This is a genomic window from Polaribacter sp. (assembly GCF_965660385.1).
In the GTDB taxonomy this organism is placed as follows: Bacteria; Bacteroidota; Bacteroidia; order Flavobacteriales; family Flavobacteriaceae; genus Polaribacter.
Genome location: NZ_CBFHZT010000001.1, coordinates 84,759 through 100,527, shown reverse-complemented (window position 1 = coordinate 100,527; position 15,769 = coordinate 84,759). Strand labels below are relative to the sequence as shown.

Genomic DNA, 15,769 nt, shown 5'->3' with positions numbered 1-15,769 from the left:
AATAATTATTCAAGCAGTATTTTTTGATTTAGCACACCTTTTTCAGTTGTTAAACGCACAATATAAGCTGCTTTTGGTAGGTTTTTGGTCGATATAAAATTGTTGCGTTCTAAATTACTTTTTAGTACTAGTTTCCCTAAAACAGAGAATAATTCTACCTTTATTTTTCCTTCAGGTAGATTTACAAATTGCAATTGATTATTATTTGCTACAACTTTTGTTGATGGTAAAACTGCTTCATGAGTTTGGAGTGTTTCTGATGATGTATGGATAAAAAAGCGACCTGATCCTTGCATTAACGTTGAACTTTTAAATTTATAAACTGCATCTTCTGAATCCATTAAAGTAAAAATTCCTGTTTCTTTATCCTCTAAATACACCTTATTGGTTGTATCAATATTTTTAGCATCAATACTGATTTCAACTTCTTCATTTGCAGGTACAAAAACACCAATAGGTATTACAATTGAAAAATCTTTTGGAATAGATTGAATGGACAAATTCATATCTTTTTCTTCATTCACCAATTTGGTAAAAACTTCAAAATTACTAGAAGTACCTGTGTACAATGAGCTATCATAACCGTTATCAAAACCCTCTGTAGTATTATCGATATAAAAAACATCCGTATACTTCTTTGTTTTCCCATTACTTAAAAACACTCTAATTTCTGGCCTTGTTTGTTTGTTCTTAAAAAATGTATTGCTTTGATGATTTTGCATGGCTGTAGAAAAAGAAATTACTCCTCCTGCTGGTTTTGCATGTACAAAAAAAGCTTGGCCTGGTGCAATAAACTGACTAGAAGAAGCCTGATTTAAAGCAGTATAAAAAGTGCCATTCCAAAGCCAAATGGTTAACTCACTTAGTGCATTGCTATTGTTGCCTAAAAAATCGTTTACTGCGTCTGCACCATTATTTAAAGGAATGTAAGACGTATACACATTGCCTACTAAATTAAACGCGCTATTAGTTCCATTGGTAATATTTTTAGTTGTATTTGAGGTTAATAAATTTCCTGTAAAACTTAAATTTCCAGATGAATTTCTAAGCATTGAATATCCTTTACCTGTAGTAAAGGCATGTGTTTCTCCTGCCTCCATATACTCCCAACTTTCATCATTATTATATGATGCAATTGCTCTTAAATTGGTGTTGGTTGTGCTTGCTACAATAGCATTTGCTGACACCCAATCATCATTATAATTTTCACCAATAACTGGCGCACTTACCAAATGCCAATTATCTGATACAAAACGATTATAGGTAATGTTTCCTGTAGCATCTCCTTCTACAATTAAAGTTCCAGAATTCGAAATGTTGGCATTTATGGTTAACAAACCTTCATTGGTTAAATCTTCTTCAACAGTTAAAGCACCTGAACTGGTGATTGTTAACTCAGCATTATTTTCTATAGAAAGATTGGCAAGCGTTACTGTAGCATTTATCTCTGGTTGATGGTTTGTTGCAGGAATTTTAACATCAATATTGGTAGCAGGAATTCCATTAGACCAATTTGCTGTGTTGGTCCAATCAGTATCTATAGTTCCTGTCCATGTTGTTAAATCGTTTGCTTTAAATTTACCTGTGTACAGTCCTCTACCATACGAACTTGCCAAAATGGTGTAATCTGTAGTTCGTAAGCTAAGAGATGTAACCACAACATTTGACATTCCATTATAAGAATGGTTCCAATTTGGAGCATTGTCTCTAAAATTAGTGGTATTCCAAACACCCAATTCAGTTCCTATAATTACCTCATCTGTATTTAACGGATTCATTAAAATACAACGCACATTAATATCAGGAAAATTACCTTCTTTATTTGCCCAAGTTGTACCTCCATCATCTGTAAACCAAATACTTTCTACCCCAAAATTATAGAATGTAACCATGATTTCATCTTCATTATCGCCAAATTCTATGGATGAAATATTCCCTAAAAATAAGCTTGATGAGATGTCTGTTGCAGTTTGGTTTTCTGTATTGGCATTCTCAATTTTAATTACTTTTCCTTTTCTTGTCCCGATAAAAACTTTGGATGAAGTGGTTGTAAATGGTGATACTTTTATTGCTGAAATTGATGTAGATAAGGTATCTAAAAGATTAGTTCTTTTTGGCGAATTTGTTGTAATATTTGTGAATCGTGCCAAATGATTTCCTCCATTGGTGTACAAAATATCTAAATTGTCATCAAGTGCCATTGCGTTTACAAAATTTCCTGTACTATTATCAGCAGAAATTGTTGTACGAGTTGCTGTATATGGTAAATTATAGCGATAAATATTGTTGTATAAATTTGAAATAATCATATACTCACCATCTTTATCAATATAACATTGTGTACCATCTCCTCTATTTACTTTGGTGGCTGCATTTATACCACTTGTAGCTTCATCAAAAAAGAGATTTCCATTGTCTTGAGTTCCACCTATAATATATTCTGGATCTATGGTTTGCCCAATTGCTGCATTGTAAAACTGAGTTGTATTATAGTTTTTTGTATGTTCAATAATTGCGGTATCACTTGTTGCAGCTGTGGCTAATGAATTTGCGTAAAACACTCCTCCATCACAACCTATAACAGCAATATTGCTATCTGTAGGATGAAAAGCCCAACTATGCTGATCTGAATGTACATAAGATACTGTTATACCAGGCAAACTACCTGTAGGAGAATTTTTAGAAATTTGATTCCAACTAACACCACTATCTGTGGTTCTAAATAAATTAATACCGCCAACATAAGCAATAGCATCATTGGTTGGATCTGTTTCAATGACTAAATTATACCAAGCTTGACTTCTGGTAAAATCATCTGCAGGAATACTACTTGTGGCATCATTTGGTAAGGATAATGCAGTTGGGGAAGTAGTAAACGCATCTGTAGTTTTTAAGATTGATAAAAATGGTGCAACCTCTTTATTAGATTCATTTTCTGTATATACCTCGCCCAAAACATATACTGTATTTGCATTTGTTTTAGAAACTGCAATTTCTGTTCTACGTCCATTTGTAATGGTGTGTTCTAAAGTAAATGAAGCTCCGTCTGTACTTTTATAAATTCTTCCACCACCTTTTAAATAAGCGTTTCTTGTTGTACTCAACCAAAGTGTATTATCAATTCCTAATTCAAAATCATTAGGAGAAACAGGATTTCCATCAACTTCTAAAGTAATTTGCGACCAATTTGCACCTTCATCTGAAGATTTAAAAACTCCGTAATCATCTAATCCTATAAAAGTACTTTTTGGGTTTGAACTGTAAAAACTACCACCAATAGCTGCAAAAACCTCTGAATCGTTGGTTGTAGCTGGGTTACCATCTTTATCTCTAACAACAATATCTGTAGTAAAATAAGTACCTGGTACTTTTATAATTGAAGATGTAGCAGTTGTTCCTCTTATTTGATATACATTATTCCAAGTTGCTCCACCATCCGTAGATTTCCATATTCCGTTTCCTAAAGCTTGTTGCGGATTATACAATTCTCCTGTACCTATATACATAATCTGAGAATTGTTAGGATCCACAGCCATACAGGTTACAGATAAATTGTCGTCTATACCCACTTGTGTCCAAGAAGAATGTACATCTGTAATATCATCATTTACCCAAAGACCACCACTTACACCACCTGCAAAAACACGTTTGTGTGTAGCATCATTGGGGTCGTACATTACCATACGTGTTCTACCACCCACATTATTTGGGCCTCTTTCTACCCATTGATTGTCTATAGCATCTCCAGGAGTTCTGTATTGAATGCGTTGTTTTTCTTTGAGTTCTTGTTGAACTTTATAAATATTCTCTGGATGCGTTCTACCCGTTTTTGGGTTAATTTCTAAAAAATAAAGTTCTTCGAGATATTTATTTGGAGGTATTCCTTTTTCTAAACGTTCTTTTTTAGAAAGTGATAACAATTTTTGAGGTGAAAGATTTTTTATGGCTTTTGACGGCTCTTGTTGAATTGCCCATTTATAATCATTTTTAATAAGCAGAAAACAAGCGACAAAACATAAAAGCAAAACTAGCGTACTTATCTTTTTCATAATTCAAAAATAAGATAATTCTATGATTTAAAAGCATATAAAAAGGCAATCTAAAGTACTGTTACTTTAAATTGCCTTTTTTACGAATTGCCAAACGATTGCTTCGTTATAACTTTATACGAATTATTGTTTTCTTTTTGCCTCGATACTCAAAGTTGCATGAGGTACTAATCTTAAACGTTCTTTTTGAATTAATTTACCAGTAACTCTACACACACCATAGGTTCCGTTTTCAATACGTAACAAGGCATTTTTTAGGTCTCTAATAAACTTTTCTTGACGAATGGCTAACTGCACGTTTGCCTCTTTGCTCATTACTTCTGAACCTTCATCAAAAGATTTAAATGATGATAAGGTATCATCTGTACCATTGTTTGCATCATTTTTATAAGATGCCTCTAACAAAGCCAAATCTTCTTGCGCTCTTGCTATTTTTTTATTGATGATTTCTTTAAACTCTTGTAAATCTTCTTCTGTATATTTTACTTTTACGTCTGACATAATCTTACATTTTTTCTATTAATATTCTACTTTTAATGGTGTCAAATTCAATTTCGGTACCATTTGTTAACTCATCTACAAAAACCAAGTCGTTGGTTAAAGTTTCACTCATTATGTAGTTTTTGTTATCAAGGATAGAAGTCTGTAAATCTTCGAAATTTAAAACAGTTAACCTAATTTTATCTGTAACTTCTAAACCTGAATCTTTACGTGCATTTTGAATTCTATTTACCAATTCTCTTGCAACTCCTTCTTTACGTAAATCTTCAGTAATTGTAACATCTAAAGCCACTGTTAAAGTGCCTTCGTTTGCTACAAGCCAACCTTCTATATCTTTTGATGATATCTCTACATCTGCGCGTTCTAAAGTAATATTTTTTCCATTAACTTGCAGAGAAATGTTACCATCTTTCTCTATTTTGTTAATATCTTCTTGCGTAAAGTTTTTAACCTCGGCAGCTATAAAACGCATGTCTTTGCCAAATTTTGGTCCTAATGCTTTAAAATTTGGTTTTATTTGTTTGATTAAGATATCTGAAGCGTCTTCTAACAACTGAATTTCTTTGATATTTACCTCATGTTTAATCAAATTTGAAACTGCTAAAATTTCTTCCTTTTGTTGAGCATTATCAATAGGAATCATTATTTTTTGTAAGGGCTGACGCACTTTTATCTTTTCTTTAGCTCTTAATGACAATACTAACGAAGATATGGTTTGTGCGTTTTCCATTTTACGCTCTAAACTTTTATCAACAAAACTTTCGTCAAACTTTGGAAATTGAGATAAATGAATACTTTCTGCTGTTTCTTTTTGAGTTACCGCATTTAAATCTTGATATAACCTATCCATAAAAAATGGTGCAATTGGAGCTCCTAATTTTGCAATGGTTAGCATACAAGTATATAAGGTTTGATACGCAGATATTTTATCGGTTTCGTAATCTCCTTTCCAAAAACGTCTTCTACTTAAACGCACATACCAATTACTCAAATATTCTTGAGTAAAATCTGAAATGGCTCTTGCAGCTCTTGTTGGTTCATAATCTGAATAAAATGTATCTACTTTATTGATTAATGTATGTAGTTCAGATAAAATCCACCTGTCTAATTCTGGTCTTTCATTTAAAGCGATATCAGCTTCATCATAAGAAAAACCATCAATATTAGTGTATAAAGAGAAAAATGAATAGGTGTTGTAAAGCGTTCCAAAAAACTTACGTTTTACTTCTTCTATACCTTCTAAATCAAATTTTAAATTATCCCAAGGATTTGCATTCGAAATCATATACCAACGTGTGGCATCTGCACCATATTTGCTTAAAGTGGTAAATGGATCTACTGCATTGCCCAAACGTTTAGACATTTTATGTCCGTTTTTATCTAAAACCAGTCCATTAGAAACTACATTTTTATAAGCCACAGAATCAAAAACCATGGTTGCAATTGCGTGTAAGGTATAAAACCAGCCACGAGTTTGGTCTACTCCTTCTGCAATAAAATCTGCAGGAAAAGATGCGCCTTTTCGCGCAACCTGAACTTGTTTCATGTTCTCATTACCAGATTCTGAATCAAGTTCAGAATTTTGAAAACCGTCAATCATCTCTTGGTTTTCAAAAGGATAATGCCATTGTGCATAAGGCATAGAACCAGAATCGAACCAAACATCGATTAAATCTGACTCACGTTTCATTGGTTGTCCTGTTGATGAAACTAAGATAATTTCATCCACAATATTTTTATGTAGATCAATTTTTGCATAATTTTCATCAGTATAATTTCCAACTTCAAAATCTTCGAAAATGTCTTTTGCTAAAATTCCTGCTTCAACAGCTTTTGCCATTTCTTGTTTTAATTCTTCTACAGAACCAATACAAATTTCTTCTTTACCATCTTCTGTTCTCCAGATTGGTAATGGAATTCCCCAATAGCGAGATCTTGATAAATTCCAATCGTTTGCATTTGCTAACCAATTTCCAAAACGTCCTTCTCCTGTTGATTTTGGTTTCCAATTGATGGTTTTGTTTAGCTCATGCATTCTATCTTTTACATCAGTTACTTTAATAAACCAAGAATCTAGTGGATAGTATAAAATTGGTTTGTCTGTTCGCCAACAATTTGGGTAACTGTGTTTGTATTTTTCTACTTTAAATGCTTTGTTTTCGTTTTTAAGTTTTAAACCCAATCTTTCATCAACAGATAAATATTGTTGTTGATTTTTAATTACAGATTGCATGCGCTCTTGCTGATTTTTTAACTCAGCTCCAAGCTCTTCCTCACTTAAATATTCGGCTTTTACGTGTTCGTTTGCAAAACCGTAAACTTCATCAGAAACTTCTGGTCTAAACTTACCTTGTAAATCTACTAAAGGCACTAAATTATCATTTTCGTCTTTTACTAATAAAGGCGGAATTTCTGGTGATGCTTGTTTAGAAACCAAAGCATCATCTGCTCCAAAAGTTGGTGCTGTGTGTACAATACCTGTACCATCTTCTGTGGTTACAAAATCTCCAGCAATTACTCTAAATGCATCTTGAGGATTGTCATTTGGCAAAGCAAAATCTAACAATTGCTCATATTTTATACCTACTAAAGCTGCACCAACAAATTCTTTTACAACGTAAAAAGGTATTTTTTTATCACCTTTATTATAATCTTTTAATGCTGATGAAGATTCAACTTCAAACGCATTTTTACCACCAAATTGTTTGCCAATCAAATTTTTAGCCAAAACAACTTTTACAGGTTCAAATGTATATTGATTAAAAGTATTTACTAAAACATAGTCAATTTTAGGTCCAACAGTTAAGGCTGTGTTACTTGGCAAGGTCCAAGGTGTGGTTGTCCAAGCAATGAAATGAATATCACCTTCATTCTGTAAAAAATCTGGCAATGTTTCAGTGATGGCTTTAAATTGTGCAACAACTGTTGTATCTGTTACATCTTGATAGGTTCCTGGTTGATTTAATTCATGCGAACTTAAACCTGTACCTGCTTTTGGAGAATATGGCTGAATGGTATAGCCTTTGTAAATTAATTTTTTGTTGTAAATCTGTTTTAACAACCACCAAACAGACTCCATATATTTTGGTTCGTAGGTAATGTATGGATTGTCCATATCTACCCAATAGCCCATTTTTTGAGTTAAATCATTCCAAATATCGGTATAACGCATTACTGCTTTTCTACATGCTGCATTGTAATCTTCTACAGAAATTTTAGTACCAATATCTTCTTTAGTAATTCCTAATTCTTTTTCAACACCTAATTCAATTGGTAAACCATGTGTATCCCAGCCAGCTTTACGCTTTACTTGATAGCCTTTCATGGTTTTATAACGCGGAAAAATATCTTTAATAGCTCTTGCTAAAACATGGTGTACACCAGGTAAACCATTTGCAGATGGTGGTCCTTCAAAAAACACATAAGGCTCAGCACCTTCTCTAGAAGTCACACTCTTTTCAAATATGTTGTTTTCTTGCCAATAATTTAGAATTTCTTCAGCTACTTTTGGCAGGTCAAGTCCTTTATATTCAGTAAATTTCGCTTTCATGATATCTCTTTTCTGATAAGGTTGCGAAATTAAGGAATTTCTATAAAATGAATGGGGTTAAGTATAAAAAAGGAGATGAGAAATTGATTGTTTGTAAGTTCGCTATAATTATTTAAAAAACTATAGTCTTCTTGTATACTTGTAAAAGGCTAAACTTCTGTCTTAATTATTAATTATTGTGAATTAAACAAAATAAAACCTTAACCAAATTTGTTACTTTTAAAATTAAAGATTAACTTTATTCAACTTTTCATTATCCCTCATAATCATAAAACCATGAAAAAATATTTTTTAAAAATATTGTTTCGATTCCAAAATTTTAAAAATAAGATCATCAACAAAACATCTTATTCTTTACATAAAATTGCATATTTTTTTATTTTTATTGCTTTTCAGCTTACTGCTCAACAACATCAAAACTTTATAATAGATAACTCAGCCCCATATCTTATAAATGCAAGTACAACAGGCAGAACATTTAGTGGTGGAGACACGATTTTTGTAGCATCGTCTAGAACCAAAGCGATCAAATTTCAACAACTAGTAGGAATTGCTGAAGCTCCAATTGTTGTCATAAATATAAATGGACAAGTTAAAATTAACGATCCTCAATCTTGGGGAGGTATTACTTTTGAAAACTGCCAGTATATAAAAATATCTGGTGCTGGACATCCTAATTTTAGATATGGTTTTGAACTCGGTGGCTATAATTGTGGATTGGCTTTTTCTGAATTAAGCTCTGATTGTGAGGCAGAACAAATAAAAATAGCGCATGATGGCTTTTTTGGAATTTTTGCAAAAAAAGATTTTGGTGGCAATCCGCCAGTGCCTTATCCTGTATTTAACAACTTAATTATTCATGATTGTTTTATTGAAAATGTAAGTGAAGGCATGTATATAGGCGAAACGAAATCGCCAGGAATGGAATTTAAAAATTTAAAAATTTACGATAATGTAATCCGAAACACCAAAAGGGAATCTATTCAGGTTGCCAATGCTGTTGAAAATGTTGAAATTTACAACAACACCATGATTAATGCTGGATTAGAAAACATCAACTATCAAACAAATAATTTACAAATTGGTGATAATAGTGTTGTGAATGCTTATAACAATATCATTATTCAAGCACCTTCTTTCGGAATTATTTCTCTTGGTAAAGGAGGGTCTAATTTTACTAACAATTATATTGCGAACTCTCAAGGAATGTTTATTGATAACAGAATGTTTACAGACACTCTTAAACCAATTACCATAAGCAGTAATTATTTTAGAGCAATGAATGGTCCACAAGTGGTGAGAAATATGAACGAATTGAATCCAATCTACATAAACAACAATACGTACAACACCAACATTCCTTTTTATAATAATGATTCTGGAAACTTGACTAATTTTAGTCTCGATAACAATTCCTTTTCAGGAATTCATCAAATTACCTTTAAAGATGCATTACATAACAATTATGCACTTTCTGATGATACACCTCTTGAGTTAAAAGGACTTGGTGCAGCCAGTGGCCCAGAATTTTTTGATATCTTACCAACACCACAACAAATTGTAATAGATAGTACTATGCTTACGGATCAAGTAATTGGTGGTAGTGTAGTATCGCCATTATATCTTTTTGATGAACAAGAAACAGATGTCTTATCAAACCAACATCCTGTAAGTACTTCTTGGAAACCTTTTTGGTCTTGGAACCAAGAAACTGCGCCTTATCATGTAGTTATTGATTTAGGTGAAGAATATCATATTACAGAAATCTATCTGCATGATATGCATAATACCTATGAATTTACTGTTGAATATGGTAGCGAAAATAATTGGAACGAATTGTTTGTAGATTCATGTTCTAGTTTTAACACTTGGAAAACCCATATTACTAATGTTGATACAAGATACTTAAGACTATCAATGTACGAAAATGTGTTTGCAGCTGTTAATGAAATCATACTATTTGGTTATTCAAATACAGTAACAGAGATTACTAACGAACAAGAAAACCCAATAGATCCAACAATTCAAGAAGATTCTATAAATGTACCAAATCTACTAGATCAATACGAAATTGATATTTTTGATATTTATGGAAAGAAAGTTGTATCTAACATTTCAAAATTCATTGATAAAAAATCCAATAAAGTTTTTGAAGGTTCTAAATTTAATCTCCTTAAAAAAGGCTGTTATATTGCTTTGTATAAAAATAAAATTGATGGAAGTTCTAAAACAGTAAAATTTTATAAAAAATAAAGTTGATTATTTCAGTGACTAAAAATCTCTTTCATTTTTAATTTTTTCATAAGCATCTTGTATGCTTTGAAACTTTTCTTTAGCACCTTGCAAATGCTCTTCACCCAAATCTCTTAATTTATCTGGGTGATACTTTTTTACTAGTTTTCTGTAAGCAGTTTTTATTTCATCATTAGATGCAGATTTATCGACCTCTAAAATTTTATAAGCATTACCAGAAGCATCATAAAACATTGCTTTTATAGATTCAAAATCATTTTGGTTGATGTACAAATAACCTGCAATTTTTTTGATTTCTTCAATTTCTTTTTGCGATACAAATTCATCTGCTTTAGCAATACCAAATAAAAAATGGAGCAACTGTAAGCGTGAAGCGTGAGACATGTGTTCTCTAATTTGTATACAAACTTGACGCGCAGACACCTCTTTTTTTACAACACCTTTAAATAATTTAAACGCATTATTGGCACGCTCTTTACCATACATACTTAAAAATTGAGAGCGCACAAAGTTCAATTCACGTTGGTCTACTTTTCCATCTGCTTTAATAACGATAGAAGCTAAAACCAGTAAACTCATTTCAAAATCACCAGATTGTGTATTAGATTGTCTTTGAGCAGTTCTTCTTGGCTGCTCTCTATCATAATCTATTTGTTCTTGCTTAAAATCGTCAATTTCAAATTTATCCACAAAACTACCCAAAGCAAAGCCAATAGCTGCACCTATAGGCCCTCCTAACGTAAAGCCTAAACCTGCACCTAACCATTTGGTAAAACTTCCCATAAAAATTTTATATTTAGCCTCAAAGATACACAATCGTTGAGATGTGTTAATTTTTTTAGTTTAAAAAAAATGTTATAAAAGTAATGAAACCTTTAAAAATGACAAGTATTAAAAAAATCATAGCCATTATAAAATCAACAAAACGAATTGCTTTAATTATAATTGTATTATTTTCTTAGGATGCAGAAATAAAAATGATGTTAGGCCCTTTAAACTCAAAAACCTCAATTGCATTTATTAAAATTAAATTGGCAACTGTAGGGTGTTTTTACAAAAAAGAATCATTTCATGCATGCAGTGTCATATCAGTTGCAAAAAACATTAGCGTAGTTGTTAAAATATAGAATTATTATTCTTTATAGTACTATCTAAATTGTTGTTGGTTTGTTATTTAAATTTTATTCTAATTTAATTAAATTTGCACCATTAAAAATCTAAATCATTAGAATTATGTATCCAGAAGAATTAGTAAAACCAATGCGTGACCAATTAATTGACGCTGGTTTCGAAGCATTATATACGAGTGAAGATGTAGAAAAAGCAATGGCAAAAGAAGGGACTACTTTAGTAATGGTAAATTCTGTTTGTGGTTGTGCAGCAGGTACTGCAAGACCAGGAGCAATTGCCTCTTTAGGTGCAGATAAGGTACCTACAAATTTAACTACAGTTTTTGCTGGTGTAGAGAAAGAATCTACCCAAAAAGCAAGAGAATTTATGATTCCTTTTCCACCATCATCGCCTGCAATTGCGTTATTTAAAGATGGTAACTTAGTACATATGTTAGAGCGCCATCATATTGAAGGTAGATCTGCACAAATGATTGCACAAAATTTGGCTGAGGCTTACGAAGAGCATTGTTAGACCCATCCTAAATCCTTTCCAGAGGAAAGGACTTTGAGCAGCATTGTGATTAACTCTCACTTAAAGTTTATAAAAAACTATTAAAATCCACATTTTTTGTGGATTTTGTATTTTTAAAAAAATATTATATTATGGCATCACAATTTTCATCATATACAAAAGAAGAATTGATTAAAAAGCTTAAAAAACAGAAAAGCTATGTAATTATACAAGTTTTTTTGCTATTGTTGATGGTGGTTTTAGCCGTTTTTGCAACCCTAGAAAAAGGCATATCATTCCTTACCTTTTTACCGCTGTTTTTTGCGCCAATGTTGTTTGTGATGCTTTTTGAAATAAAGAAAATTAAAGAAGAATTAGCCTCTAGAGCATAGCATGAATCAAGAAAAAATAATACAAAACACCATAAACTTTGTAAAAGAAACCCTTAAAAATGCAAAAGGTGGCCACGATTGGTTTCATGTAGAACGTGTGTTTAAAAATGCTATTCAAATATCAAAAGAAGAAAAAGTAGATATTTTTGTAGTTTCTTTAGCGGCTTTACTTCACGATATAGCTGATTCAAAATTTTATAATGGTGATGAAAAAATAGGACCCAGAAAAGCAAAACACTTTTTAATAGATCAAAAAGTGCCTAAAAAGATAGGTAAACATGTTGTGAAGATTATTAAAAACATGTCTTTTAAAAATACTTTAGATAAAAATAGAAAACATTTTACATCAAAAGAATTAGAGGTTGTACAAGATGCAGACAGATTAGATGCTATTGGAGCAATAGGTATTGCTCGTTGTTTTAATTATGGCGGATTTAAAAATAGGGATTTATACAACCCTGAAATTTTGCCAAATTTAACGATGACTAAAGAGGAATATAAAAATTCTGAAGCACCAACACTTAATCATTTTTATGAAAAACTGTTGCTTTTAAAAGACAAAATGAATACTGTTTCAGGAAAAAAAATTGCTGAAAACAGACATCAATTTATGGAAGGATTTTTAGAGCAGTTTTATGACGAATGGAATGGAAAGCTATAAACTAGCTTTCTCTTGCCACCTCTAGAGCTGTTATTTTGTACTCTAAAACTGATAATTCTTCCCCGAATTCTACAATTTGTTCTACGGTTAAATCTTTACTAGAGTTTACAAAATCTTTAATTTGTCTACTCTTAAAACTATAGTAATCTATAGCTTTATCAATTTTTGTTTTTACCATTACACTCATAACTATTGTATTAAATTTTTTAATTCGCTTCTATAAATCGAAGCACTTTTACCTGTAAACTCTTTAAATAACTTATTAAAATGAGAAAAATTGTTGAAACCACATTCAAAACTGATGTCTGCGATACTCATATTACTCTCAGCTAATAGTTTTGTTGCATGTACAACCCTGTATTCATTTACTAATTTAGTAAATGTTTTACCTGTAGTTTTCTTAAAATACCTACAAAACGCAGGTACAGTCATACTTGCCAATTCAGAAATTTCATCTAAACTTATATGATCTTTAAAATTTTCGTTAATATGTTTATAAATTACCTCAATCTTATTACTATCTTGATGTACGCTTTCAAAAGCAAAACCATTTGCGTTTAACAATGTATAATCATCAGTAGTAGCCAAATCATTTAAAATTTCTACAAATGATGTTATTCTATGCACCCCTTGTAACTCAATTAACTTTTCAATTTTGGCTCCTATTCTTTGTTTAATTTCTATATTAAATCGAATTCCTTTTTTAGCGCGTTCAAAAAGTGCATCAATAGCAGCCATTTCTGGAACTTTAAAAAAGTCTTTTCCTAAAAAATCTGGTAAAAACTGTATTAAGGTTTCAGAACCATTATTTGTTAAACGATCTAAATAGCCAATATGTGGCAAATTTGAACCTATCAATACTAGTTGACTATTATTAAAGTAACTAATATGATTACCTATATGTCTTTTACCTTTACCTTTATTAACATATACGAGTTCTATTTCTGGATGAAAATGCCAGAATGGTTTGTTCGTTTTTAAAAACTCTACGTGCTTCTTTAATAAAAAAGAACTGCCAAAATCTGGAGTGATTTTTTCGAGAGTTGGTTTTTTCTGTATCATACTGCAAAAATACAACATCTCTAAATGAGTATGTGTATAGAATTATCAATTTTAAATACTATATTAACTTACATATAGCTTAACATTGTTAAAAATGTTAATTTTGCATATAAAATAACTAATTCTGTTGTTTTTATAATCCTATTTCATAGTTAAATTTGTAGTATCATGTTGTTGTGGTATTTTAATATAATACTATTCGTTAAGTTAAGTCTTAACAACTTTAAAAGTAAAAGTATTGTTTATAGTTAATTATCAGATTTATTGGAGATCTGGAAAAGCGAGCCCATTGGGCTCGCTTTTTTTGTATTACATAAAACAATGAACTATATAGAATTATTACTAATGTGTTCTATTTTACCTTTATTGTTTTTTACACCTACAATAACAGTTAATAATGCATATAAATAGACCAATTTTGTTGTTTTTCAGAAAAAACTTCCACTATACTTTTGTAGTGTAAATGATAAAAAATTTATCTTATGAAAACATTTAAAAAAAGAGTAGTATTAGTTGTAGTTTTAATGTTGGGAACATTAGTAAACTACGCAAACAACAAAGAGGTAAATAATAATTTAAATGCAAAAAAAGTAAAAGTAGTATTTAAAGGAACTAAAAAAGGACACCAATTAACAATTAAAGATAATTATGGTTATGTTCTTTATTCTGAAGATATTCAAAGAGAAGGTGATCTTAGAAAGGTTTTCGATTTCTCTAAATTAAGTGATGGTAATTACACTTTAGAACTAGAAAAAGATTATCAAATTGTAGTAAAACCATTAAAAATTGATGGCAACAAAATAACTTTTGATGAAAATTCTAAAAAAGTAATTTTTAAACCTGTTGTTAGAAATGAAGACAATAAATTACTAATCTCAAAAATAACTTTTGACCAAAATCCTTTAAAAGTTGATTTGTATTATAATGATGAGATTATTTACTCTGAAACTTTAAAAGGTGATCAACTAGTAAACCGAGTTTACAAATTAGATAAAGAGTTTAAAGGTGATTACAAAGTTGTAATTCGTAATAACGGAAGAAGGTTTAGTAACGAATTCGAAATTTAATAGTATTGTTTTTAGTTAATTAGCAGATATGTACATCTGTAAAAACGAGCCTTAATTGGCTCGTTTTTTTTATATAACATTATTTACCAAGTGTATAGAATTAGTATTAATGTATACTATTTTAACCTTTAAATAATTTTAAAATATAATTAAAGTTAATAAAACACATAATGTTACCAATTCTGTTGTTTTCAAAACTAAACTTCCACTGTACATTTGTAGTGTAAATCATAAAAAATTTATATTATGAAAACATTTAAAAAAAGATTAGTATTAGTTGTAGTTTTAATGTTGGGAACATTAGTAAACTACGCAAACAACAAAGAAGTAAGTAATAATTTAAATGCAAAAAAAGTAAAAGTAGTATTTAAAGGAACTAAAAAAGGACACCAATTAACAATTAAAGATAATCATGGTTATGTGCTTTATTCTGAAGATATTCGAAAAGAAGGTGATCTTAGAAAAGTTTTCGATTTCTCTAAATTAAGTGATGGTAATTACACTTTAGAACTAGAAAAAGATTATCAAATTGTTGTAAAACCATTAAAAATTGATGGCAACAAAATAACTTTTGATGAAAATTCTAAAAAAGTAATTTTTAAACCTGTTGT

General features: G+C 30.7%; 11 protein-coding genes and 1 pseudogene. 6 read left to right on the top strand and 6 right to left on the bottom strand.

Annotated features, from left to right (window positions below; genetic code table 11):
* Nucleotides 1-5 precede the first annotated feature (5 nt).
* From ACTG3V_RS00405 to ileS, 3 genes are all read right to left on the bottom strand, one after another.
* Nucleotides 6-4,049 (bottom strand): T9SS type A sorting domain-containing protein, encoded by a 4,044-nt coding sequence (locus ACTG3V_RS00405; protein ID WP_439130137.1) that lies wholly within the window; start codon nt 4,047-4,049, stop codon nt 6-8.
* A gap of 123 nt (nt 4,050-4,172) precedes the next feature.
* The gene (locus ACTG3V_RS00400; RefSeq protein WP_439130136.1) at nt 4,173-4,550 is read right to left on the bottom strand and encodes a TraR/DksA family transcriptional regulator; all 378 of its coding nucleotides are present in this window, start codon (nt 4,548-4,550) and stop codon (nt 4,173-4,175) included.
* Between the two features lie 4 nt (nt 4,551-4,554).
* Entirely contained in the window at nt 4,555-8,100 is a 3,546-nt protein-coding gene (gene ileS / locus ACTG3V_RS00395; protein ID WP_439130135.1) for an isoleucine--tRNA ligase, read from the bottom strand.
* Between the two features lie 276 nt (nt 8,101-8,376).
* Here ileS and ACTG3V_RS00390 point away from each other — a divergent pair, with 276 nt between their 5' ends.
* Nucleotides 8,377-10,353 (top strand): discoidin domain-containing protein, encoded by a 1,977-nt coding sequence (locus tag ACTG3V_RS00390; RefSeq protein ID WP_439130134.1) that lies wholly within the window; start codon nt 8,377-8,379, stop codon nt 10,351-10,353.
* 18 nt (nt 10,354-10,371) lie between these two features.
* Here ACTG3V_RS00390 and ACTG3V_RS00385 read toward each other — a convergent pair whose 3' ends face one another.
* Nucleotides 10,372-11,136, bottom strand: coding sequence for a TerB family tellurite resistance protein (locus tag ACTG3V_RS00385; RefSeq protein ID WP_439130133.1), 765 nt, complete (start codon nt 11,134-11,136; stop codon nt 10,372-10,374).
* A 450-nt stretch (nt 11,137-11,586) separates the two neighbouring features.
* On the opposite strand from ACTG3V_RS00385, the gene ACTG3V_RS00380 reads away from it, so the two are divergent.
* From ACTG3V_RS00380 to ACTG3V_RS00370, 3 genes are all read left to right on the top strand, one after another.
* Nucleotides 11,587-11,997: a BrxA/BrxB family bacilliredoxin gene (locus ACTG3V_RS00380; protein WP_439130132.1), complete on the top strand. Its 411-nt coding sequence runs from the start codon at nt 11,587-11,589 to the stop codon at nt 11,995-11,997.
* A gap of 131 nt (nt 11,998-12,128) precedes the next feature.
* Nucleotides 12,129-12,368, top strand: a complete 240-nt coding sequence (locus ACTG3V_RS00375) for a hypothetical protein (protein ID WP_439130131.1) — start codon at nt 12,129-12,131, stop codon at nt 12,366-12,368.
* 1 nt (nt 12,369) lies between these two features.
* Nucleotides 12,370-13,029 (top strand): HD domain-containing protein, encoded by a 660-nt coding sequence (locus ACTG3V_RS00370; protein WP_439130130.1) that lies wholly within the window; start codon nt 12,370-12,372, stop codon nt 13,027-13,029.
* 1 nt (nt 13,030) lies between these two features.
* On the opposite strand, the gene ACTG3V_RS00365 is transcribed toward ACTG3V_RS00370, so the two are convergent.
* Together ACTG3V_RS00365 and ACTG3V_RS00360 are read right to left on the bottom strand one after the other, a co-directional pair.
* On the bottom strand, nt 13,031-13,216 hold the full coding sequence (locus ACTG3V_RS00365) for a hypothetical protein (RefSeq protein ID WP_397444784.1): 186 nt from the start codon (nt 13,214-13,216) through the stop codon (nt 13,031-13,033).
* A 2-nt stretch (nt 13,217-13,218) separates the two neighbouring features.
* Complete coding sequence (locus ACTG3V_RS00360) at nt 13,219-14,091, bottom strand: AraC family transcriptional regulator (RefSeq protein WP_439130129.1); 873 nt, start codon at nt 14,089-14,091, stop codon at nt 13,219-13,221.
* Between the two features lie 482 nt (nt 14,092-14,573).
* Between ACTG3V_RS00360 and ACTG3V_RS00355 the strand changes: the two genes are divergently transcribed.
* Together ACTG3V_RS00355 and ACTG3V_RS00350 are read left to right on the top strand one after the other, a co-directional pair.
* On the top strand, nt 14,574-15,158 hold the full coding sequence (locus ACTG3V_RS00355; protein WP_439130128.1) for a hypothetical protein: 585 nt from the start codon (nt 14,574-14,576) through the stop codon (nt 15,156-15,158).
* A gap of 246 nt (nt 15,159-15,404) precedes the next feature.
* Nucleotides 15,405-15,769: pseudogene (locus tag ACTG3V_RS00350) on the top strand (hypothetical protein); the annotation flags it as partial.